Annotated in this window: 22 protein-coding genes; 14 read left to right on the top strand and 8 right to left on the bottom strand. The window is 65.7% G+C overall.

Annotated elements, in window-relative coordinates; all coding sequences use genetic code 11:
* Positions 1-93: 93 nt before the first annotated feature.
* The 3 genes from rph to hemW all read left to right on the top strand — a co-directional run bounded on the left by rph (position 94) and on the right by hemW (position 2,654).
* The gene (gene rph, locus JJB99_RS01225; protein WP_200497014.1) at positions 94-807 is read left to right on the top strand and encodes a ribonuclease PH; all 714 of its coding nucleotides are present in this window, start codon (positions 94-96) and stop codon (positions 805-807) included.
* Positions 808-817: 10 nt separating this feature from the next.
* Complete coding sequence (gene rdgB, locus JJB99_RS01230) at positions 818-1,453, top strand: RdgB/HAM1 family non-canonical purine NTP pyrophosphatase (protein WP_200497015.1); 636 nt, start codon at positions 818-820, stop codon at positions 1,451-1,453.
* Positions 1,454-1,532: 79 nt separating this feature from the next.
* The gene (gene hemW, locus JJB99_RS01235) at positions 1,533-2,654 is read left to right on the top strand and encodes a radical SAM family heme chaperone HemW (RefSeq protein WP_246775359.1); all 1,122 of its coding nucleotides are present in this window, start codon (positions 1,533-1,535) and stop codon (positions 2,652-2,654) included.
* Between the two features lie 154 nt (positions 2,655-2,808).
* Here the strand turns inward: hemW and JJB99_RS01240 are convergent, their stop codons facing one another.
* Complete coding sequence (locus tag JJB99_RS01240; protein WP_200497017.1) at positions 2,809-4,029, bottom strand: penicillin-binding protein activator; 1,221 nt, start codon at positions 4,027-4,029, stop codon at positions 2,809-2,811.
* A gap of 339 nt (positions 4,030-4,368) precedes the next feature.
* Between JJB99_RS01240 and rsmI the strand changes: the two genes are divergently transcribed.
* The 7 genes from rsmI to JJB99_RS01275 all read left to right on the top strand — a co-directional run bounded on the left by rsmI (position 4,369) and on the right by JJB99_RS01275 (position 11,510).
* On the top strand, positions 4,369-5,319 hold the full coding sequence (rsmI, locus tag JJB99_RS01245) for a 16S rRNA (cytidine(1402)-2'-O)-methyltransferase (RefSeq protein WP_200497018.1): 951 nt from the start codon (positions 4,369-4,371) through the stop codon (positions 5,317-5,319).
* Positions 5,306-5,704, top strand: coding sequence for a YraN family protein (locus tag JJB99_RS01250; RefSeq protein ID WP_200497019.1), 399 nt, complete (start codon positions 5,306-5,308; stop codon positions 5,702-5,704). The genes rsmI and JJB99_RS01250 overlap by 14 nt, the downstream gene beginning before the upstream one ends.
* Before the next feature lie 10 nt (positions 5,705-5,714).
* On the top strand, positions 5,715-6,659 hold the full coding sequence (gene gshB / locus JJB99_RS01255) for a glutathione synthase (RefSeq protein ID WP_200497020.1): 945 nt from the start codon (positions 5,715-5,717) through the stop codon (positions 6,657-6,659).
* Between the two features lie 434 nt (positions 6,660-7,093).
* The gene (cpaB, locus tag JJB99_RS01260; RefSeq protein WP_200497021.1) at positions 7,094-7,906 is read left to right on the top strand and encodes a Flp pilus assembly protein CpaB; all 813 of its coding nucleotides are present in this window, start codon (positions 7,094-7,096) and stop codon (positions 7,904-7,906) included.
* 13 nt (positions 7,907-7,919) lie between these two features.
* Complete coding sequence (locus JJB99_RS01265; protein ID WP_200497022.1) at positions 7,920-9,437, top strand: type II and III secretion system protein family protein; 1,518 nt, start codon at positions 7,920-7,922, stop codon at positions 9,435-9,437.
* Positions 9,438-9,489: 52 nt separating this feature from the next.
* Complete coding sequence (locus JJB99_RS01270) at positions 9,490-10,224, top strand: CpaD family pilus assembly protein (RefSeq protein ID WP_200497023.1); 735 nt, start codon at positions 9,490-9,492, stop codon at positions 10,222-10,224.
* On the top strand, positions 10,221-11,510 hold the full coding sequence (locus JJB99_RS01275) for an AAA family ATPase (protein ID WP_200497024.1): 1,290 nt from the start codon (positions 10,221-10,223) through the stop codon (positions 11,508-11,510). The genes JJB99_RS01270 and JJB99_RS01275 overlap by 4 nt, the downstream gene beginning before the upstream one ends.
* 21 nt (positions 11,511-11,531) lie before the next feature.
* Here JJB99_RS01275 and JJB99_RS01280 read toward each other — a convergent pair whose 3' ends face one another.
* Positions 11,532-12,305, bottom strand: a complete 774-nt coding sequence (locus tag JJB99_RS01280; RefSeq protein ID WP_200497025.1) for a tetratricopeptide repeat protein — start codon at positions 12,303-12,305, stop codon at positions 11,532-11,534.
* Positions 12,306-12,385: 80 nt separating this feature from the next.
* Complete coding sequence (locus JJB99_RS01285; protein WP_011083489.1) at positions 12,386-12,631, bottom strand: PilZ domain-containing protein; 246 nt, start codon at positions 12,629-12,631, stop codon at positions 12,386-12,388.
* 229 nt (positions 12,632-12,860) lie between these two features.
* Here JJB99_RS01285 and JJB99_RS01290 point away from each other — a divergent pair, with 229 nt between their 5' ends.
* The 3 genes from JJB99_RS01290 to JJB99_RS01300 all read left to right on the top strand — a co-directional run bounded on the left by JJB99_RS01290 (position 12,861) and on the right by JJB99_RS01300 (position 17,314).
* On the top strand, positions 12,861-14,399 hold the full coding sequence (locus JJB99_RS01290) for a YifB family Mg chelatase-like AAA ATPase (RefSeq protein WP_200497026.1): 1,539 nt from the start codon (positions 12,861-12,863) through the stop codon (positions 14,397-14,399).
* A gap of 111 nt (positions 14,400-14,510) precedes the next feature.
* Positions 14,511-14,978 (top strand): hypothetical protein, encoded by a 468-nt coding sequence (locus JJB99_RS01295; protein WP_200497027.1) that lies wholly within the window; start codon positions 14,511-14,513, stop codon positions 14,976-14,978.
* 116 nt (positions 14,979-15,094) lie between these two features.
* On the top strand, positions 15,095-17,314 hold the full coding sequence (locus JJB99_RS01300; protein ID WP_200497028.1) for a hybrid sensor histidine kinase/response regulator: 2,220 nt from the start codon (positions 15,095-15,097) through the stop codon (positions 17,312-17,314).
* Here JJB99_RS01300 and JJB99_RS01305 read toward each other — a convergent pair.
* On the bottom strand, positions 17,294-17,491 hold the full coding sequence (locus JJB99_RS01305; protein WP_200497029.1) for a hypothetical protein: 198 nt from the start codon (positions 17,489-17,491) through the stop codon (positions 17,294-17,296). The two genes, JJB99_RS01300 and JJB99_RS01305, sit on opposite strands and share 21 nt — an antisense overlap.
* A 269-nt stretch (positions 17,492-17,760) precedes the next feature.
* Here JJB99_RS01305 and JJB99_RS01310 point away from each other — a divergent pair, with 269 nt between their 5' ends.
* The gene (locus JJB99_RS01310) at positions 17,761-17,991 is read left to right on the top strand and encodes a hypothetical protein (protein ID WP_200497030.1); all 231 of its coding nucleotides are present in this window, start codon (positions 17,761-17,763) and stop codon (positions 17,989-17,991) included.
* Positions 17,992-18,006: 15 nt separating this feature from the next.
* Here JJB99_RS01310 and coaA read toward each other — a convergent pair whose 3' ends face one another.
* From coaA to hisA, 4 genes are all read right to left on the bottom strand, one after another.
* Entirely contained in the window at positions 18,007-18,963 is a 957-nt protein-coding gene (coaA, locus tag JJB99_RS01315; protein WP_200497031.1) for a type I pantothenate kinase, read from the bottom strand.
* Between the two features lie 21 nt (positions 18,964-18,984).
* Positions 18,985-19,311, bottom strand: coding sequence for a phosphoribosyl-ATP diphosphatase (locus tag JJB99_RS01320; protein WP_200497032.1), 327 nt, complete (start codon positions 19,309-19,311; stop codon positions 18,985-18,987).
* Positions 19,312-19,387: 76 nt separating this feature from the next.
* Positions 19,388-20,161 (bottom strand): imidazole glycerol phosphate synthase subunit HisF, encoded by a 774-nt coding sequence (gene hisF, locus JJB99_RS01325; RefSeq protein WP_200497033.1) that lies wholly within the window; start codon positions 20,159-20,161, stop codon positions 19,388-19,390.
* Between the two features lie 3 nt (positions 20,162-20,164).
* Complete coding sequence (gene hisA / locus JJB99_RS01330; protein WP_200497034.1) at positions 20,165-20,908, bottom strand: 1-(5-phosphoribosyl)-5-[(5-phosphoribosylamino)methylideneamino]imidazole-4-carboxamide isomerase; 744 nt, start codon at positions 20,906-20,908, stop codon at positions 20,165-20,167.
* Positions 20,909-20,959 lie beyond the last annotated feature (51 nt).

A 20,959-nucleotide genomic window follows, 5' to 3' on the forward strand; every position in this document is an offset into this window, starting at 1 on the left:
GAAATCAGGGGTGAAAAATCCTTGCCGCCCACCCTCACCCCACCTACAAGCACCGCGAACAGCGCTACACCTGCGAGTTTTGGAGGATTTCCCATGCGGCCAAGCCGCCGTGCGCCCGACGAATTGCGCCCCGTGACGCTGGAGCGCGGCGTGGTCAAATATGCGGAAGGCTCCTGCCTGGTGAAATTCGGCGACACCCATGTGCTTGTTACCGCCACGCTGGAAGACCGCCTGCCGCCATGGCTGAAGGGCCAGGGCCGCGGCTGGGTCACCGCCGAATACGGCATGCTGCCGCGCGCGACCTCCGAACGCACTCGCCGCGAGGCTTCCGCCGGAAAACAAAGCGGCCGCACCGTCGAGATCCAGCGCCTGATCGGCCGCTCGCTTCGCACCATCGTCGATCTCGAAGCGCTCGGCGAGCGCCAGATCACGGTCGATTGCGACGTGCTGCAGGCCGACGGCGGCACGCGCACCGCTTCGATCACCGGCGCCTTCGTCGCGCTCGCCGACTGCATCAACTGGATGAAGGCGCGCAACATGATCAAGGCCAACGTGCTGCGCGACAACGTCGCCGCGATCTCCTGTGGCATCTACAACGGCACGCCGGTGCTCGACCTCGACTATGCCGAGGATTCGGAAGCCGAGACCGACGCCAATTTCGTCATGACCGGCGACGGCCGCATCATCGAGGTGCAGGGCACCGCGGAACGCGAGCCGTTCACACAGGACGAGTTCCTTGCGTTGATCGCCCTGGCGCAAAAAGGCATCGCGCGCCTCGTGGACTTGCAGAAACTGGCCGTCGCGTAGTCAATAAGCCATGCACCGCCGAATCACCGGAAAGCTCGTCATCGCCACCCACAATCCCGGCAAGCTCGCCGAGATGAAGGAGCTTTTGGCGCCTTACGGCATCGAGGCGGTGTCGGCCGGTGAGCTCGGCCTACCCGAGCCCGAAGAGACCGGCAATGATTTCCGCAGCAACGCCGCGATCAAGGCGATCGCGGCGGCGCAGGCGACCAAGCTGCCGTCCTTCGCAGATGATTCCGGCATCGTCGTCGATGCGTTGGACGGCGCGCCCGGCATCTACAGCGCGCGCTGGGCCGGCCCGACGAAAGATTTCACTGCTGCGATGGCGCAGATCGAGCGCCTGCTGCAGGAGCGCGGCGCCACCACGCCGGACAAACGCAAGGCGCATTTCGTTTCCGCGCTCTGCGTCGCCTGGCCCGACGATCATCTCGAAGAGGTCGAGGCGCGCGTCGACGGTACGCTGGTGTGGCCGCCGCGCGGGAATGCTGGATTCGGCTATGATCCGATGTTCCTGCCCGACGGTCACAGCCGCACCTTCGGCGAGATGGAAAGCATCGAGAAGCACGGTCTGCCGCCGCTGGGCCTTGGCCTGTCGCATCGCGCCCGCGCCTTCGTGAAACTGGCGGAGATCTGCCTTGAGCCGCGCTAGAGCGTTTTCGAGCGAAGTCGATACCGGTTCGCGCAAGGAAAACGCGTCAAAACAGGAATCTGAGGCCTTCGGCGTCTACGTGCACTGGCCGTTCTGCCTCTCCAAGTGCCCCTATTGCGACTTCAACAGCCATGTCCGGCACGCCGCGATCGACGAGGCACGCTTTGCTTCCGCCTTCGCCCGCGAGATCGAGACGACCGCGCAGCGCGCGCCCGGCCGCGAGGTCACCTCGATCTTTCTCGGCGGCGGCACGCCGTCGCTGATGCAGCCCGCCACCGTCGGCGCCGTGCTCGACGCCATCGGCAAGCATTGGACCGTCGCTGGCGACGTCGAGGTCACGCTGGAGGCCAACCCGACCAGCGTCGAGGCGACGCGCTTTGCCGGCTATCGCGCCGCCGGCGTCAACCGTGTTTCGCTCGGCGTGCAGGCACTCGACGATGCCTCGCTGAAGGCGCTCGGCCGCATGCACAGCGCGCGTGAGGCGCTCGATGCCGTCGCCATCGCGCGCCGCTCGTTCGAGCGTTATTCGTTCGACTTGATTTACGCCCGCCCCGATCAGACGCCGGCGATGTGGGCCGACGAGCTGCGTCTCGCCATCGACGAAGCGGCCGAGCATCTGTCGCTCTATCAATTGACCATCGAGGAAGGCACGCCGTTCTTCGGCCTGCACCAGGCCGGCAAGTTGAAGACGCCGGACGAAGCCGTGGCGCGCGCGCTCTACGACGTGACGCAGGAGACTTGCGACAGGCTCGGCCTGCCCGCCTACGAGATTTCAAATCACGCGCGGCGCGGCGCCGAGTGCCGGCACAATCTGGTCTATTGGCGCGGCGAGGAATATGCCGGCATCGGCCCCGGCGCCCATGGTCGCCTCGACATCGACGGCATCAGGCACGCCACCGCCACCGAGAAGCGTCCCGAGGCCTGGCTGCTGCGCGTCGAGACCGACGGCCACGGCGTCGTCACCGACGATCTCCTCAACAGCGAAGAACGCGCCGACGAATTTTTGCTGATGGGATTGCGCCTCGCCGAGGGCATCGATCCCGATCGCTACAAAATTCTCGCCGGCCGCCCGCTCGATCTCAAGCGCATCGCGCTCTTGCGCGAGGAAGGCGCGATCACGGTGGATGCGACGGGCCGGCTGCGCGTGACCAGCAGCGGATTCCCGGTGCTCGACGCGGTGGTCGCGGATCTCGCGGCGTAAGTCTCAACGACATCGGAGGTGCGCGCCCTCGCCCGCTTGCGGGAGAGGGTTGGGGAGAGGGTGTCTCTGCAAAGGGGCAATCTCCAAGAGGAAAGAACCCTCACCCGGCGCTGCGCGCCGACCTCTCCCGCTTGCAAGCGGCAGAGGTGAACCATCACGCCCCAAAACTCTTCGGCGAGCCCGCGACCGCAACGCCGCCGCCGGTCGTCACCTTCATCACCGCAAGTCCGCGTTCATTGGTGCCGTCGGCGCGGAAGCGGAACAGGCCGTCGATGCCGGCGAAGCCGGAAGGGTTGGTGAGCACGTCGGATGAAAAGCGCGTGGTGCCTTGCGTGCGCGCGAGCGCGGCGACGAGGGCGACGGCGTCATAGGCGAGCGTGGCGGTGCGCACCGGCTCGGCGCCGTATTTGGTGCGATAGCGGCCGGAGAAGGCGCGGAAGCCGGCCGGGTCTGGCGCGGCATAGAGGCCGCCTTGCAGCGCCGAGCTGGCATAGACACGCGGATTGTCCCACAGGCCGGTGCCAAGCAGCTGGATGTTGCGCAAATTCGCGCCCGCCGCGGTCATCGCATCCGCGACCGCGACAACAGCATCGCCGTCATCGGCAATGAACAGCGCATCCGCGCTGCCGAGCTGCTGCGCCACGGTGCGCGCCGGTGTGGCGCGATCGGCGCCGTATTTCTCGAACGCGACGACGCGCCCGCCGCGCCGCGGCACCGCCGCCTTCACCGCGGCCTCGACGACATTGCCATAGGCATTGTCGGGCACGAGCACGGCGACGGAGCGTTTTCCGATGCTGGCGGAATATTCGATGATGCGGTTGACGTCGGACTCCGGAAGGAAGCTCAAGAGATAGACGCCGCGGCCGGCGATGCTGGAGTCGGTCGAGAACGCGATCACCGAAATGCCGCGCGTGCGCGCGACCTGCGCCACGGCGGGCACCGATTGGGCGAACAGCGGGCCTAAAATAATCTCGGCGCCTTCCTCGACCGCCTGCTGCGCGCCGGCCTGCGCGCCTTGCGGGCTGCCATTGTCGTCCTTGATCAGGAGCTGGATGTTGGGGTTCTGGAACTCGGCCAGCGCCATCTCGGCGGCATTGCGCATCGACTGAGCGGCAAGGCCGGCATTGCCGGCGGCCGAGAGCGGCAGGATCACGGCCACCTTGACCCCGCCGGTGCCGGCGGTGGTGGCCTGCTGCGGCGGGCCGGCCGGCTGGGCCGGCGGCGGCGAGCTGGAGAAGTGGCTGAGGCTCTGCTGCACGCCGGCGCAGGCCGACAGCAGGGGCGCGCCGAGCAACAGGCCGAGCGCACCCCGCCGGGTTGCCCCGGATATCGGGGGCTCCTCAACGGGAGACTTCGGATCACGCGGGCCCAGCATCGCAGCTTCTCTTCTGACCGGCGATCGCCAGCCGGTCACACATTCGTTGCCGCGACAGAAGCCGCGGATTCAGGCATATTGTCGGCAAATAGTTAACCAAAACAAAAGGATAATGAGCGCTTAACGCGCCGCACCTCAAATCCCGGCTGGCTGTTTACCGTCCGTCCCCCAGCATCAAGGCGGCGTTTCCGCCGCGAATATGGCACTGACACTCCGTTCCCTCTGGAATGTGATGCCTGATGGATCACATTCCAGTCCTTCCTCTCCCTTTGCCCAGACACGATCTTTTTTGGAGGACCGGTTCCCAGCCCCGGAGATCATGCCTAAGTTCGTCTCATTATGCGCGCAAAGCCGGCCCCGATAAATACGCCTGAAGGCACAGACGCCGCCCCGCGCGGTTTCTCCATCGACGCCCACCGCCTCACCGCGCCAAAAGCGGCGCCGGGCCTTCATCTGGTCGCGACCCCAATCGGCAATCTCGGCGACATCACGCTGCGCGCACTTCAGACCCTTGCCGGCGTCGATGTCATCGCTTGCGAGGACACGCGCATCACGCGTCGCCTGACCGAGCGCTACGATATTTCCGCGCAGCTCAAGCAATATCACGAGCACAACGCCGAAGCCGCGCGCCCAAAGATCCTGGAGGCGCTTGCGGCGGGCGGCTCGGTCGCGCTGGTGTCGGATGCCGGCACGCCGCTGATCTCCGATCCCGGCTACAAGCTGGTGCGCGAGGTCTGCGCCGCCGGCCATGCGGTCTATGCGCTGCCCGGCCCGTCCTCGGTGCTGGCTGCGCTGTCGGTGGCGGCGCTGCCGACAGACCGTTTCTTCTTCGAGGGTTTCTTGCCGGCCAAATCAGCCGCGCGAAAATCGCGCCTTGCCGAACTCGCGCGCATCGATGCAACGCTGGTGATGTTCGAATCCGGCAACCGCGTGCAGGACACGCTGGCCGAGCTCGCCGAGATCATGGGACCGCGCGAGGCTGCGATCTGCCGCGAGCTGACCAAGCTGCATGAGGAGATTTCCCGCGCGAAGCTGACCGAGTTGGCGCGCGATGCTGAGGGACTGGAGACGCGCGGTGAATTCGTGCTGGTGATCGCTCCGCCACCGGCCGACGCCGAAGTTCTGACATCGCATGCGCTGGACGATCTCCTGCGCGAGCAGCTTGCCGCGCACAGCGTCAAGGATGCCGTCGCCCACGCCGTCGCGCTCTCGGGCCGGCCGCGCCGCGAGGTCTATGCCCGCGCGCTCGAGCTCGCGAAAGATTTGCGGAGCGGCGATGGCGAAGACTGAAGGGCCGGAACCGAGGGTCGCCTCGCCCGAGCGCGTCGCCGCGTTCCGCACCGGCATCTCCGCCGAAAGCCGCGCCGCCGCCTATCTCATGGCCAAGGGCTACCGCATCCTGGCAAAGCGCTACCGCACGGCGTATGGCGAGATCGATCTCGTCGCCCGCCGCCGCAATCTCATCGCCTTCGTCGAGGTCAAGGCCCGCGCCAGCCTCGATGACGCCGCCTATGCGGTGACGCCGCGCCAGCAGCAACGCATCATCAACGCCGCGCAAGGCTGGCTCGTGGCGCATCCCGAGCATGCCGAATTCGAATTGCGATTCGACGCCATGCTGATTGCGCCGCGCTCACTTCCGCGCCATGTGTTGGCGGCATTCGACGCCTCGACCTGAAAGGCAGACCATGAAACTCAACGTCGCCGTCCAGATGGACCCCATCGCCCGCATCAACATCAAGGGCGATTCCACCTTTGCGCTGCTCCTGGAGGCGCAGAAGCGCGGCCACGGCCTGTCCTATTACACCCCCGACAAGCTCTCGATGGTTGGTGACGAGATCGTCGCTCCGGTCCAGCTGCTGACGGTGCGCGACGAGCCCGGCAACCATTTCACCCTCGGCGAGCCCAGGCGCCAGGCGCTGAATGGTTTTGACGTCGTGCTGCTGCGCCAGGATCCGCCGTTCGATCTCGCCTACATCACCTCGACGCATCTGCTCGAGCGCATCCATCCGAAGACGCTGGTCGTCAACGATCCCGCCTCCGTGCGCAACGCGCCGGAAAAGCTGTTCGTGATGAACTTTCCGCAGCTGATGCCACCGACGCTGATCTCGCGCGACTTGGATGAGATCAACGCGTTCCGCGACAAGCACGGCGCCGTCGTGATGAAGCCGCTGCATGGGCATGGTGGCGCCGCAGTGTTCCGCGTGATGCCGCAGGACATGAATTTCGGCTCGCTGTTCGACATGTTTGCGGTCACCTTCAAAGAACCCTGGGTGATCCAGCAGTTCATCCCCGAGGTGAAGCACGGCGACAAACGCATCATCCTGGTCAACGGCGAGTTCGCCGGCGCGGTCAACCGCGTGCCGGCCACCGACGATCTCCGCTCCAACATGGTCCGCGGCGGCGCGGCCAAGGAGACCGAGCTCACGGCGCGCGAGCGCGAGATTTGCGAGACCCTCGGGCCGGCGCTGCGCGAGCGCGGCCTGCTGTTCGTCGGCATCGACGTCATCAACGGCAATCTCACCGAGATCAACGTGACCTCGCCCACCGGCATCCGTGCCATCGCGCATCTCGGCGGCCCGGATGTCGCGGCGAAAATCTGGGACGTGATCGAGCAGAAGCGGACGAAGTAGCCGCCGGCGTGTAGCCCGGACATGAATTGAAATACTGCGCTGCGAGCTTCGATCCTCCTGAGGAGCCGCGCGTGCGCGACGTCTCGAAGGGCGAGGCCACCGGCCGGCCCTTCATTCTTCGAGACGCTTGCTGCGCAAGCTCCTCAGGACGAGGAGCAACCAACGCTTCGCCCGCAGACGACGTCACACGCCACTAACCACCCATTCACCATGACGGCCCCGGCGCGTCATGCGAACCCACAGGCCCCCCGCGTGAAACTACGGGGGCCGCTGGTCGACCAGATAACGCGGCGTTCACCATCTGCCCAAAACCAGCAGCGTGACCGGCGATCACATTCGGCCTCGCAACACCCCTTATACTTTTACTCCCTACTCATCGACACGGGGAACCCGCCAGGTGCGGTTCGAGTGCCCCCGCGTAAGAGTAGAAGCGTATGAATACCGCACGGATTGTCGTTCTCGTCATCGCGCTGGGCGCCGGCGGCGTCGCTGCGTATCTGGCGAGCGGTTATGACAACAAGCCCGCGCCGGTTCTCCCCGTCGCCGAAAAGCTGCCGACGATCGAAGTTCTGGTCGCCAAGGCCGACATCCAGCTCGGACAGGCCGTGAAGCCCGAGGACCTGCTATGGCAGACCTGGCCGGCGGCGACCGCGAGCGGCGCCTTCATCCGCCGCGACAACAGGCCCGAGGCCCAGACCCAGCTCGCCGGCTCGATTGCGCGCGTCCCCTTGATGCAGGGCGAGCCGATCCGCGAGCAGAAGCTGGTCAAGGCCGAGGGCTCCGGCTTCATGGCCGCGATCCTGCCGTCGGGCACGCGCGCCGTCTCCACCGAGATTTCCGCCGAGACCGGCGCCGGCGGCTTCATCCTGCCGAACGACCGCGTCGACATCGTGCTGACCCGCCGCCTGAAGAACCCTGACGGCCCCAACGGCCCGACCGGCGGCAACGACCTCATCCTGTCCGAGGTCATCCTGACCAATATCCGCGTGCTCGCGATCGACCAGGCGCCGAAAGAGAAGGACGGCCAGAACGCCGTCATCGGCAAGACCGTCACGCTCGAGCTCAGGCCCGACCAGGTCGCCACGCTCTCGGCCGCGCGTCAGGGCGGCACGCTGACACTCGCGCTGCGCAGCATCGTCGACGCCAACGCGGTCGACGGCACGCCCGAGGAAGCGGTCAAGCGTCCCGGCGGCGTGAACGTGATCCGCTACGGGGTGCAGGCGCGGCAATTGACGTCACAGAAGTGATGATGGGGACAGCATGAAGGACGGGGAAGATCGGACGGGCCTGCGCATTCGGGGGAAGCGCGCGCGCTCGTTCTGGGCAGGGGCAATGCTGATCCTGGGGCTGGTCGCAGCCCCCGATTTGGTTACCGCTGCGGATGCGCCGGTCGGCGACCAGGCACCGCTGCAGGCGCCGGATCTCGGTGTATCGCCGGTTGCGACCATCGCGCCGGCCCGAACCCGCTCGCTGTCGCTCGGCGTCGGCAAGTCGGTCGTCATCGACCTGCCGCGCGAGGTCAAGGACGTGCTGGTGGCCGATCCCAAGATCGCCAACGCGGTGATCCGCTCGGCGCAGCGCGCCTATATCATCGGCGGTCAGGTCGGCCAGACCAATGTCGTGTTCTTCACCGCCGACGGCCAGCAGGTCGCCTCCTACGACATCGCGGTGAAGCGCGACCTCAACGGCATGCGCACGGCGCTGCGCCAGTCGCTGCCCGGCGTGCAGATCGAAGGCATCGGCGACAGCGTGATGCTCACCGGCTCGGTGTCGAGCCCGGTGGAGGCTCAGCAGGCCGGCGACGTCGCCGCAAAGCTGGTCGGCGGCAGCGAAAAGGTCGTCAACAACATCGTCGTGCGCGGCCGTGACCAGGTGATGCTCAAGGTCGTCGTCGGCGAGGTCAGGCGCGACATCGTCAAGCAGCTCGGCGTCGATCTCAGCGCCAGCCTCAATGCCGGCACGGCGGTGGTGAATTTCAACAACTCGAACCCGTTCTCGGTCTCTGGCGGGCCGATCGTCGGGAGCAACGGGCTCGGCGTGGCCGGTCTCGCCAAGGGCGTCGCCACCGTCAGCGCCACCATGCGCGCGATGGAAAGCGCCGGCGTCATGCGCACTTTGGCCGAACCGAGCCTGACCGCGATCTCGGGCGAATCTGCGACCTTCATCGCGGGCGGCGAATTCCCAATTCCCGCGGGCTATTCCTGCGATCCGGTCACCCACGTCTGTACCACCCAGATCACCTACAAGAAGTTCGGCATCTCCTTGAACTTCACGCCGGTCGTGCTCAGCGAAGGCCGCATCAGCCTGCGTGTGATGACCGAGGTGTCGGAGCTGTCGAATCAGAGCGCCATCACCCTGACGCAGCAACTGTCCTCGACCACAAGCAACTCGATCACGATTCCCTCGATCCAAACCCGGCGCGCCGAGACGACGCTGGAAATCCCCTCGGGCGGCTCGATGGCGATGGCCGGCCTGATCCAGCAGCAGACCAAGCAGGCGATCAACGGCCTGCCCGGTGTCGACCAGGTGCCGATCCTCGGCGCGCTGTTCCGTAGCCAGGACTTCGTCAACAACGAGACCGAGCTGATGGTGATCGTGACGCCCTATGTGGTGCGCGCCGTCGCCCAGAAGGAATTGTCGCGGCCCGATGACGGTTTTGCGCCGGCCTCGGACGCGCAGACGGCGCTGCTCGGCCGGATGAACCGCCTCTATGGCATCGCCCGCCATGTCGATCCGATCGACGGCGTGCGCGGCGATTTCGGCTTCATCATCGACTGAGACGAACGGTTTGGGGACCGGGGCGGGACACGGGGCAAGAGGGGACAAGGCGATGACGAAGACGACAGCCGATCGATGTCGCAACCTGCGTATCGCGCTGGCACTGACGGGGCTCTCCGTCATGCTCGGCGCCTGCAACACCACCGGCGAGATCGTCACCCAGACAGTGCCGACCGACTACCGCCAGCGCCATCCGATCGCGGTGCAGGAAGGCAAGAAGTCGATCGTGATCTTCGTCGGCAGCGCCAGAGGCGGCCTCTCGGCCGCGCAGCGCGCCGACGTTGCCGGCATCGCGCGGGACTGGGTGCGCGAAGGCACCGGCTCCGTCGTGGTCGACGTGCCCGTCGACACCGCCAATTCGCGTGCGGCCGCGGCGACCTATCAGGACATTCGCTCCGTGCTCACATCCGGCGGCGTGCCGTCGCGCGCCATCGTCCAGCATCGCTATCGCCCCGAGGATCCCGGCCTGCTGCCGACCATCCGTTTGAGCTATTCGAAGATCACGGCTGTCGCCGGTCCCTGCGGGCTGTGGCCGGAAGACGTCGGTCCGAACATCCTCGACCCCGGCTACAATGAAAACCAGCCCTACTTCAATCTGGGCTGCGCCAGCCAGCGCAACCTCGCGGCAATGATCGATAATCCCGCCGACCTCGAGCAGCCGCGCGCGGAGACGCCGGCCTATACCGCACGCCGCGACATCGCCTTCGAGCGCTACCGCAAGGGCTCGACGACCACGACCCTCTATCCCGAGGCCGACAAGGCCAAACTGAGCGACACAGGCAAATGACGGGCATCCACGACGAAGAGGCGGACGATCCGCAGCACCCCGACGAACACATTGCGCCGGTTCCTCGCATCTCCGTGCAGGCCTTCTGCGAGACCGAGCAGACGCTCAAGGCGGTGACCGCCGCCGGGCAGGACCGCCGGCTCGCCAAGGCGCATCTCACCGCCAAGAGCGGCGGCCTCGCCGCGGCCATCGAGGTCTATGACTCGATGCCGACGCCGAATGTCATCGTGATCGAATCCGACGGCACGCGCGACATTCTCGAAGGCCTCGACGACCTCGCCGGCGTCTGCGATCCCGGCACCCGCGTGGTCGTGATCGGCAACCCCAACGACACCGCGCCCTATCGCGAGCTGGTCCGCCGCGGCGTCAACGACTACGTGGTCGGGCCGGTCGAGACGCTCGACGTCGTCCGCTCGATCTGCAGCCTGTTCTCGGCGTCCGAAGCCATCATCACCGGCCGCGTCGTCGCGGTGGTCGGCGCCAAGGGCGGCGTCGGCGCATCCACGGTCGCGCACAATCTGGCCTGGACCATCGCCCGCGACCTCGCGCTCGATTCCGTCGTGATCGATCTGGACCTCGCCTTTGGCACCGCAGGCCTCGACTACAACCAGGATCCGGCGCAGGGCATCGCCAACGCGGTGCTGTCGCAGGACCGTCCCGACACGGCGCTGATGGAGCGCCTGCTCTCGAAATGCACCGACCGCCTCAGCCTCCTCGCGGCCCCTGCCACGCTTGACCGCGTCTACGATTTCGGCGCCGAAGCCTTTGATGCGGTGTTCGACACGCTGCGCATGACCACGCCCTGCATCGTGCTCGACGTTCCCCACCAATGGTCGGGCTGGACGCGGCGCGCGCTGGTCAATGCCGACGACATCGTGATCGTGGCCGAGCCCGATCTTGCCAATCTGCGCAACACCAAGAACATGCTCACCGTGCTCAAGGCGGCACGGCCGAACGACCGGCCGCCGCTCTACTGCATCAATCAGGTCGGCATGCACAAGCGCGCCGAGATCGACGTCAAGTCGTTCGCCAAGACGATGGAAAGCCAGCCGCTCGCGGTGATCCCGTTCGACTCAAAGCTGTTCTCGACCGCAGCCAATAACGGCCAGATGATCGCGGAGGTCTCGAAGAGCCACCGCACCACCGAGCTGTTCCAGACCATGGCCAACCGCCTCGCGGGCCGCGGCGAGGTGAAGAAGCCGAAGCGCTCGCTGCTCGGACCGCTGCTGAAGAAGCTGAAGGGCAGGTCGGGCCGCAGCTCCGCACCGCATCGCAAGGCGTCGTAAGCTGACAACGGCCGCGGTGGATTATTTGTCCGCCCGCAGCTGCTTCTTCGCCAGCAGCTGCCGCAGCGCCGCGACCTTGGCCGCGGCCTGATCCGGCGGCAGGTCTGCCTTCACGAGGATTTCAGCCTCGGCCTCGCGGCCCTGCAATCCCAGCACGAGCGCAAGATTGGCACGGACCCGCGCATCGCTCTGATTGCGCTGATAAGCGCGGCCGAGCACCTGTTCGGCCTTCGGCAGATTGTTTTGCAGCATATAGGACAGGCCGAGATTGGACAGCACGGTCGGCTCGTCGGGCACGATCTTCAGCGCGGCGGCATAATATTGCTGCGCCTCTTCGTTGCGGCCGAGCTGGTCGAGCGCGGCGCCCTGCGCCGACAGGATGCGCCAGTCGGGATCTTCGGGCGTATGCGCGCGGCTCAGCACGTCGAACGCCTGCTGGAAATTGCCGCTGTCGGCAAGCGCGCGGCCATAGCCGGCGAGCAGCGCCTTGTTGCTGGGATGGGCCAGCACCGCCTGCTCCATCACCGCGACCGCCTGGGCGCGCTGGCCGGTCTCGCGCAGCGCCTTGCCGTATTCGAGGGCGATGTTGGGATCGCTCGGCTTGGCGCGATAGCGCTCGCGCAGCGCGTCCATGTCCGGCCTGCTGCCGGCCCTGACGGGGGCGTCCGATTTGACGCCAAGCGCGCCGGTCACGTCCTCGAGGCTGGTGGTCTGACAGCCGCCGAGGGCAAGGACCAGAAACGCGGACAACAGATATCGCGCCGGGGGAGAGGCAACGGACGAACGCTTGGACATACTCTGATCACTCGGCGACTGATCAGAGATGCTTTGCCCATTAACGCTAAAGTCCGGTTAAGGACGCGGTCCTTTGGACCCTAGTCGGTGAATTCGGCGCCGAATTCGCAGCCGATGCGCCAGCGCAGGCGGCATTGGCGGGAATAGTCCGGCGCGAAAATGATGGTAAATTGCGGCGGCACTTCCAAAAATTCCGCCACGACCTTCACGCCGCCATCCGAGATATCCGTGATCGTGCAGTCCCTGGGCAGCGAGCCCGCTCCGAAATGAATCTTGGCCAGGCGGCTGCACACCCGACGTTCGCTTCTGCGGCGATTTGCAAGCATTTGATTTGTTCACCCGTTAGACCACGGCCCATCCCGCAGCCCTAGGAGTAGCGGACATTCGTTGGAATGTGCTGAGCGCAGCCGTTCGCATTCGAGGCGTAGTGTCTGGGCCGCATCTACAGTCTGTTAAGACTTTGCCGCGCCGTCAGAAATGTTCCTGTAATGTTCTTGCGAAGCACGGTGGGCTCTGCTACCCTCGATTGTGCGAGAGGGCAGGGCTGGTTCGGGCATGGTTCAGCGGGTTTCTACCGTCGCCTTTGAGGGGATCGAGGCCCGCGCGGTCGACGTGCAGGTGCAGGTCGCGCCGGGCCTGCCGGCCTTCGCCATCGTCGGGCTGCCGGACAAGGCGGTGTCGGAGGCGCGCGAGCGGGTCCGCTCGGCGCTGATTGCCTCGGGGCTGGCGCTGCCGGCGCGGCGGATCATCGTCAATCTCGCGCCCGCCGACCTCCCGAAGGAGGGCAGCCATTACGATCTGCCGATCGCGCTTGGGCTGATGGCGGCGATCGGCGCTATACCGCCCGACGCGCTGACGGGTTTTACCGTGCTCGGCGAGCTCGGCCTCGACGGCTCGATCGCGCCGGTGGCCGGCGTGTTGCCGGCCGCAATCGGCGCCAATATGCGCGAGGAAGGCTTGATCTGCCCGGCATCCTGCGGCTCCGAGGCGGCCTGGGCGAGCCCGGATATCCAGATCATCGCAGCTCACTCGCTGATCCAGATCGCCAACCATTTCAAGGGCACGCAGGTGCTGTCGCGGCCGTTGCCGAAAGTGCACGAGGCCGCCGCCTCCACGCTCGACCTGCGCGACATCAAGGGCCAGGAGAGCGCCAAGCGTGCGCTGGAGATCGCGGCCGCCGGCGGCCATCACCTGCTCATGATCGGCGCGCCCGGCGCCGGCAAGTCGATGCTGGCGGCACGCCTGCCCTCGATCCTGCCGCCGCTGTCGCCGGGCGAATTGCTCGAAGTCTCCATGATCGCGTCCGTCGCCGGCGAGATCGAAGGTGGTGCGCTGACGGCCCGGCGGCCGTTCCGCTCGCCGCATCATTCCGCCAGCATGGCCGCCCTCACCGGCGGCGGCATGCGGGCCAAGCCCGGCGAGATCTCGCTGGCGCATCAGGGCGTGCTGTTCCTCGACGAATTGCCGGAGTTCGATCCGCGCGTCTTGGATTCGCTGCGCCAGCCGCTGGAGAACGGCGAGGTCGCGGTCTCCCGCGCCAATCACCGCGTGACTTATCCGGCCCGCTTCATGCTGGTCGCGGCGATGAATCCGTGCCGCTGCGGCAATGCGTTCGAGCCCGGCTATGCCTGCAAGCGCGGTCGCATCGACCGCTGCACCGGCGACTATCAGGCGCGCATCTCCGGCCCGCTGATGGATCGCATCGATCTGCGCATCGAGGTACCCGCGGTGACCGCAGCCGATCTCATTCTGCCCCCGCCGGCGGAAGGCTCCGCCGAGGTCGCCGCGCGCGTCGCGGCGGCGCGCGACATCCAGCTTGCGCGCTACCAGGCCGCAGGGCTGCCAAACGTCCGCACCAATGCCGAGGCACCGGCCTCCGTGCTGGAAGACGTCGCAAAGCCCGATGCGCAGGGCCAGAAACTGCTGCGCGACGCCGCCGAGACCATGCGGTTGTCGGCGCGCGGCTATCACCGCGTGCTGCGGGTGGCGCGCACCCTCGCCGACCTCGACGGCGCGGACAAGATCGGCCGGCTGCATCTCGCCGAAGCTTTGTCCTACCGCGCACTCGCGGAGGATGTGCGGCAGCTGGCGTGATCATTTTCGCGCATCAACCCGGCGGTAACGAGTTTCCTTTGCGCTCTGCAAACCATAAGGCCCAATGAGTTCCCGAGACCAGTTCACTCGGGCCTGGCGAGTAGAGTTGTCATGTTGCGTTTCAAGATCCTGGCGTCGGTCGTTCCCCTGTTGGCGGCAGCGGTCTTCGCCCGCAACGAGATCGGATCGGTCTCGCATCCCTGCATCACCCTCGGCGAAACGTCGGTCGAGCTGACCTCCCTGTTCTGGACCGCCGGCGTGCACGTTGCCTTCACCGAGGATCCCCAGAAGGCGACGGTGCGGGTCCAGATCACCGACGATGCGGACGCTGCGGACTTCGCGGTCGTCGACGATGGCCTTGGGTCCGAGCCGGAGTCCTGCCAGGCCACGTCGTCGAGCCGCCTCGTCTCGATTGCCGCGCAGCCGCTCGATGGCGGTCCGGTGATCTATCTCTCCACCGACGGACCGGCGGATTACCGCATTTTTGTGCGCTCGCGGACGTTTTCGCAGCGCGAGGCGGCGGCGTTGATCGTCGGCGCCCGCGGCGGCCATCGCCATCTCCAGGCCGCCTCGCTTTGATCAATTAACGTCTCGTCAACCCTGTTCGGAGGCAGAACCGAAGCCTCAAACTGTTCGCAAGGTCGGCGCGACATCGTCGCTCGCAGCGGTGGGGTTGCTGGTAAGGGTCGGTGGTGATGGGTCGGACGTTCCGAATCAAGGTGCGCATGCGCCGCTTCAGGCGCAACCATCCCCGCATCGCGTTCGCGATCCGCTCCTTCATGATCTTCTCGGCGACCTTCGGCGGCGCCTATGGTTTCGTCACCGGCAGCCGGGCCGAGAATTCCGGCTACGATCCCAATGCCTTTGCGATTGGCGCGAGCTTCCTGTTTGCGCTCGCCTGCCTCGGCCTTGCCACGCTGAGCATGCGCTTGCGCTTCGTCAACAAGCGGATGCGCAAGCTCGCCGCGCACAACGAGGCGCTGATCGACCGCAATTGGGAGCTGAAGGAAGCGGAAGAACGCGCCCGCAGTCTCATTGAGTCGCAAGGCGACCTCATCGTGCTGCGCGACACCCAGCGACGCATCACCTTCGCCAATGACGCCTATTGCGCGCTCGCAGGGCAGCCGCGCGGCGCACTGGTTGGCACCCGTTTCGATTTCGACGTGCTGGAGCAGGGCGACAGCGCCCGCGAGAGCAGCGGCACGCGTGTCCACGACCAAAAGATCGCAACGCCGCTTGGCGCGCGCTGGATCGCCTGGCGCGAGGGCTATGTCCGGCTCGACGCCGGCCAGCCTGCCGAATTGCAGAGCGTCGGACGCGACGTCACCGACCGCACCGAAACCGAACGCGCGCTGGCCGACGCCCGCGACCAGGCCGACGCGGCCAACCGCGCCAAATCGCGCTTCCTCGCGATGGCCTCGCACGAGATCCGCACACCTCTGAACGGCATCATCGGCATGGGCGGCCTGTTGCTCGACACCCGTCTGACGCCCGAACAAGCAACCTATGCCAGGGCGGTGAAAACCTCCGGCGAAGCGCTGATGGCGCTGATCGAGGAGCTGCTCGACTATTCCAAGATCGAGGCTGGCAAGCTCGATCTCGAGCAGCGGCCCTTCGCGCTCTCCACCCTGATCGAGGAGATCACGGAGCTGCTGGCGCCGCGCGCGCAGGCAAAGCAGCTCGAGATCGCCGCCTATGTCGACGAACGGCTGCCGCTGGAAGTCGTCGGCGATGCCGCGCGGCTGCGCCAGGTGCTGCTCAACCTCGCCGGCAACGCCATCAAGTTCACAGCGAGCGGCGGCGTGGCGCTGATCGTCGAGCCCGGCATCTGGCCGAACGAGATCAGTTTTCTGGTCCGCGACACCGGCATCGGCATCGCCCCGGACGCACAGCAGCGCATCTTCCGCGAGTTCGAGCAGGCCGACGAGCGCGTCGCCCGCACCTATGGCGGCACCGGGCTTGGCCTCGCCATCAGCGAGCGCATCGTCAAGCGCATGGGCGGACGCATCACGCTGGAAAGCGAGCCGGGCAAGGGCGCCACCTTCGAGGTCGCGGTCCCGCTTTCGGCATCGCAAGGCGGCGCGGGACAAACCGCATTTCCGAGCCCCGACCTCACCGGCAAGTCGATCCTGCTGATTGCCGACGGTATCGAGGCCTCGCTGATCGCACGCCGCCTGGAACGCTGGGGCGGCCAGACCTGCATGACCTCCGACCCATCGGTCGCGGAGGCGCTGCTGCCCGAGCGATCCTGGCACGCAGTGCTGGTCGATCGTGCGATCGGTGCTGCCATTGCCGACCGCCTCGCCGAGCTCGCGCGCGCACATGCCGCACAGCGGCTGGTGCTGCTGACATCGAGCTCGCGCCACGAGACGATTTCGACCGCCTTCACCGGCTTCCTGGTCAAGCCGCTGCGCGCAGCTTCGCTCGCCGCGCGGCTCGCGCTGACGCCGGAGGTTGCCTCGCCCGAGCTCGCGCCGGAGCCGCCGGCGGAAGCCGCCATCGGCGCTCCACCCGCAAAAGGCCTTTCGATCCTCGTCGCCGAGGACAATGAGATCAACGCGCTTTTGATGCGCTCGCTGCTGACCAAGCTCGGCCATCGCGCCGTCATCGCCGTCCATGGCGAGGCCGCGCTGGAATCCTGGCTGGCGGCGGCATCGGCCGGCACGCCCTATGATCTCGTGCTGATGGACATCCAGATGCCGCAGCTCGACGGCATCGAGGCAACCAAACGCATCCGCGCCCATGAGGCCGCCACCGGCGGCCAGCACACGCCGATCCTCGCGCTGACTGCCAACACGCTGGTGGAAGACCGCTACGCCTGTTTCGAGGCCGGCATGAACGGGTTCCTGATCAAGCCGCTCGATCGGGAGAAGCTGGAGGAAGCGCTGGCGGCGTCACGGCACCTGGCGGTGTAGAATCGCAGATTCGGCGAACTCGTCGATGTTAGACTTCTCAGCTGTCCGGCCTTGATATCTAAGAACTCGCGCAACGGCTACCGCATAAGAACTCTTCAACGCTTGGTCCCAGCGTTCTTGCTCCTTTTGGATTGCCTCTAATTCAATACTTAGCCAGCTTGGGTCGAGCGAATTCATGAGACACAACTCCCGCTGGTGATTCGGGTGGATTGTATCATACAATTTTGAATTGTCGAACAAAATGCGAACAAATTATGGGGATAAAACAGCGTGCTTCCTTCGGTTCCCTTTCCCGAAATTTTCTTTGGCTTCTGTGCACCGGTCGGAGTGGACACAAAGAGGGTTCACACCTTGTTCGCCGAAGCTCTGAAGAAGTACGACTATATGCTCAGCAGCTCCACAGCGATGCAATCATCGTAGGACGTACTCAATCCGATAAAAGGGTGGTGTTTGAGCCCTTCATCGGCATCTCTCCATTTCGATATCGCGATCTATTTGCACGAGACCGCAAACGAAAGACCGATGAAGGAACGTTTAAGCCTTGGATAGAGGACGGCCCCGAACCGATTGTGAAATATACAGTTGCAACATACGTGACGAACGAAGCGGCTGTGGTTGGTTTGCTTAGCGAGACTGTACAAGCCAAAAAGAAAGAGGGCGTGCTAGAGCTCAAATAGCAAGATACGATAAACTTACAGCCTTCGCAGCGCCACGCTCTCCACCGTGTGGTCCGCGCCCTTCTTCAGGATCAGCGTGGCGCGGGGGCGGGTCGGCAGGATGTTGTCCTCGAGATTGGCGAGGTTGGTGCGCTCCCAGATCGCGATCGCGGTGGCAGTGGCTTCCTCGTCCGACAGCAGCGCATAGCGGTTGAAGTAGGATTTGGGATTGGTGAACGCGGTGTCGCGCAGCGCCAGGAAGCGCTTGATGTACCATTGCCGCAGCGCCGCCTCGTCGGCGTCGATATAGACAGAGAAATCGAAGAAGTCGGAGACGACAGGCACCGCCTTGCCGTCGCGCGGCAGCTTGCCGGTTTGCAGCACGTTGACGCCCTCGACGATCAGGATGTCGGGCTGGTCGATCTCGGCCCACTGGTTCGGCACGATGTCGTAGGTCAGATGCGAATAGACCGGCGCACGCACATGGCGGCGGCCGGACTTGATGTCGGAAAGGAAGCTCAGCAGCAGCGGCAGATCGTAGCTTTCAGGAAAGCCCTTCTTCTGCATGATGCCCTGCCGGTCGAGCACCGCGTTGGGATAGAGGAATCCGTCGGTGGTGATCAGCTCGACCTTCGGCCGCGGCGACCAGCGCGCCAGCAGCGCCTGGAGCACGCGGGCCGTGGTTGATTTCCCGACCGCGACCGAGCCGGCGACGCCGATGATATAGGGCACCTTGCGGTCGCGGATGTTGAGGAACTGGCGCTCGGCGTAATACAGCCGCTGCATCGCATCGACATAGATCGAGAGCAGGCGCGACAGCGGCAGGTAAATGTCCTCGACCTCCTGCAAGTCGAGGCGGTCGTGCAGGGAGCGCAGCCGGTCGAACTCGCCCGGCTCCAGCGTCATCGGCGTATCGTCACGCAGCCGCGCCCATTCCTCGCGCGTATAGACGCGGTAGGGATTATACTGCTGCTCGGGTGCGCGGATATCCATGACGCGACATCTCCACCTTGGCTAGTTGCCGCTCTTGCGCGACGCCTTTTCTTCCAACCCTGACATATTCGTACGCTTGTCCAGCGCCGCTTCGACGTCTTCCAGTTTTACGCCGCGGGACTTGAGCAGCACAAGGAAGTGATAGAGCAGGTCGGCGCTTTCAGCGATCAGATGAGCGCGGTCGTTTTCGACTGCTGCGATTACGGTTTCGACTGCTTCCTCACCGAACTTCTTGGCGCAATGCTCGGCGCCCTTGTCGAGGAGCTTGCGGGTATAGGAGGCCTCCCCACCCGAAGCCGCGCGGGCGTCGATGGTCTCGGCGAGATCGTGGATGGTGAAACGCGGCATACAGAACACTCAAAAGGCGTCCGGCTGAACGAGCCGGTCCCACCGGCTCGTGTAGCACTTTTATGAACGGGAGTCGTCAGGCATCCAGGCGCATGGGCAGCCCGCGCCGCGCCATGTGCTCCTTGGCCTCGCGGATGGTGAATTCCCCGAAGTGGAAGATCGAGGCGGCCAGCACCGCGGTGGCGTGGCCGTCGCGGATGCCGTCGACGAGGTGGTCGAGATTGCCGACGCCGCCCGAGGCGATCACGGGAACGGGAACGCTGTCGGCGATCGCCCGGGTCAGCGAGATGTCAAAACCCTGCCTGGTGCCGTCACGGTCCATCGAGGTCAGCAGGATTTCGCCGGCCCCGAGCGCGACCACCTCCTGGGCATATTCGATGGCGTCGATGCCGGTGGAATTGCGGCCGCCATGGGTGAAGATCTCCCAGCGGTCGTCGCCCGGGCGCTTGACCCGCTTGGCGTCGATCGCGACCACGACGCACTGCTCGCCGAATTTCTCGGCGGCTTCCTTGACGAACTCGCGGCGCGACACCGCGGCGCTGTTGATCGAAACCTTGTCGGCGCCGGCGCGCAGCAGCGTCTTGATGTCGCCCACCTCACGCACGCCGCCGCCGACGGTGACCGGCATGAAGCAGGCCTCGGCGGTGCGCCGGACCACGTCCAGCATGATGCCGCGGTTCTCGTGGGTCGCAGTGATGTCGAGGAAGGTCAGCTCGTCGGCGCCGGCGGCGTCATAGGCAATCGCCGCTTCGACGGGATCGCCGGCATCGCGCAGATCGACGAAATTGACGCCCTTGACGACGCGGCCGTCCTTGACGTCGAGGCAGGGGATCACGCGCACCTTGAACATCTGTCAGCTCCCAGGCGCGCGTGTGTTGCGGATCAGGGCGAGGGCCGCAGCGGGATCGAGCCGGCCATCGTAAAGCGCACGGCCGGCAATCGCTCCGGCGAGCTTTCTGGCGCGCGGCGTCAGCATGGCTTTCACATCCTCGATCGAGGCGAGGCCGCCGGAGGCGATCACCGGAATGGAGATCGCCTCCGCAAGCGCAATGGTCGCATCGAGATTGAGGCCCTTGAGCAGGCCGTCGCGCGCGATGTCGGTGAAGATGATGGCGGCGACGCCGGCATCCTCGAACCGCTGCGCGATTTCCAGCACCGTCACCTGCGAAGTCTCGGCCCAGCCTTCGACCGCAACCTTGCCGTCGCGGGCATCGAGCCCGACCGCGACGCGGCCGGCGAATTTCTTCGCCGCCGCCTTCACCAGCTCAGGATCGCGCACGGCGGCGGTGCCGATGATGACGCGGGTGATGCCCTTGTCGAGCCAGGCTTCGACGGTCTTGAGATCGCGAATGCCGCCGCCGAGCTGCACCGGAATCCTGATCGTCTTCAGCATCGCCTCGACGGCCGCAGCATTCACCGGCTTGCCGGCGAAGGCGCCATCGAGATCGACGACGTGGAGATACTCAAAACCCTGCTCGGCAAAGCTCTGCGCCTGCGCGGCGGGATTGAGGTTGAACACGGTCGCGCGCGCCATGTCGCCCTGCTCGAGGCGCACGCACTGGCCGTTCTTGAGATCAATGGCGGGAAAGAGAATCATGATTGAGCCAGGATTTTTCCGCACACACGGTGCGCTCCCTCCCCCCTTGTG

The organism is Bradyrhizobium diazoefficiens, assembly GCF_016616235.1.
Lineage (GTDB): Bacteria > Pseudomonadota > Alphaproteobacteria > Rhizobiales > Xanthobacteraceae > Bradyrhizobium > Bradyrhizobium diazoefficiens_H.

Bases quoted from the DNA above. Each gene is read 5' to 3' on its own strand.
- JJB99_RS01285 (WP_011083489.1), bottom strand. From the start codon at position 12,631: ATGCTTGCAAATCGCCGCAGAAGCGAACGTCGGGTGTGCAGCCGCCTG.
- JJB99_RS01320 (WP_200497032.1), bottom strand. From the start codon at position 19,311: ATGCCGCGTTTCACCATCCACGATCTCGCCGAGACCATCGACGCCCGC.
- JJB99_RS01250 (WP_200497019.1), top strand. From the start codon at position 5,306: ATGGCGAAGACTGAAGGGCCGGAACCGAGGGTCGCCTCGCCCGAGCGC.
- JJB99_RS01265 (WP_200497022.1), top strand. From the start codon at position 7,920: ATGAAGGACGGGGAAGATCGGACGGGCCTGCGCATTCGGGGGAAGCGC.
- JJB99_RS01240 (WP_200497017.1), bottom strand. From the start codon at position 4,029: ATGCTGGGCCCGCGTGATCCGAAGTCTCCCGTTGAGGAGCCCCCGATA.
- coaA (WP_200497031.1), bottom strand. From the start codon at position 18,963: ATGGATATCCGCGCACCCGAGCAGCAGTATAATCCCTACCGCGTCTAT.
- hisA (WP_200497034.1), bottom strand. From the start codon at position 20,908: ATGATTCTCTTTCCCGCCATTGATCTCAAGAACGGCCAGTGCGTGCGC.
- JJB99_RS01300 (WP_200497028.1), top strand. From the start codon at position 15,095: ATGGGTCGGACGTTCCGAATCAAGGTGCGCATGCGCCGCTTCAGGCGC.
- rsmI (WP_200497018.1), top strand. From the start codon at position 4,369: ATGCGCGCAAAGCCGGCCCCGATAAATACGCCTGAAGGCACAGACGCC.
- JJB99_RS01275 (WP_200497024.1), top strand. From the start codon at position 10,221: ATGACGGGCATCCACGACGAAGAGGCGGACGATCCGCAGCACCCCGAC.
- rph (WP_200497014.1), top strand. From the start codon at position 94: ATGCGGCCAAGCCGCCGTGCGCCCGACGAATTGCGCCCCGTGACGCTG.
- JJB99_RS01305 (WP_200497029.1), bottom strand. From the start codon at position 17,491: ATGAATTCGCTCGACCCAAGCTGGCTAAGTATTGAATTAGAGGCAATC.
- hisF (WP_200497033.1), bottom strand. From the start codon at position 20,161: ATGTTCAAGGTGCGCGTGATCCCCTGCCTCGACGTCAAGGACGGCCGC.
- JJB99_RS01295 (WP_200497027.1), top strand. From the start codon at position 14,511: ATGTTGCGTTTCAAGATCCTGGCGTCGGTCGTTCCCCTGTTGGCGGCA.
- JJB99_RS01290 (WP_200497026.1), top strand. From the start codon at position 12,861: ATGGTTCAGCGGGTTTCTACCGTCGCCTTTGAGGGGATCGAGGCCCGC.
- gshB (WP_200497020.1), top strand. From the start codon at position 5,715: ATGAAACTCAACGTCGCCGTCCAGATGGACCCCATCGCCCGCATCAAC.
- rdgB (WP_200497015.1), top strand. From the start codon at position 818: ATGCACCGCCGAATCACCGGAAAGCTCGTCATCGCCACCCACAATCCC.
- cpaB (WP_200497021.1), top strand. From the start codon at position 7,094: ATGAATACCGCACGGATTGTCGTTCTCGTCATCGCGCTGGGCGCCGGC.
- JJB99_RS01280 (WP_200497025.1), bottom strand. From the start codon at position 12,305: ATGTCCAAGCGTTCGTCCGTTGCCTCTCCCCCGGCGCGATATCTGTTG.
- JJB99_RS01270 (WP_200497023.1), top strand. From the start codon at position 9,490: ATGACGAAGACGACAGCCGATCGATGTCGCAACCTGCGTATCGCGCTG.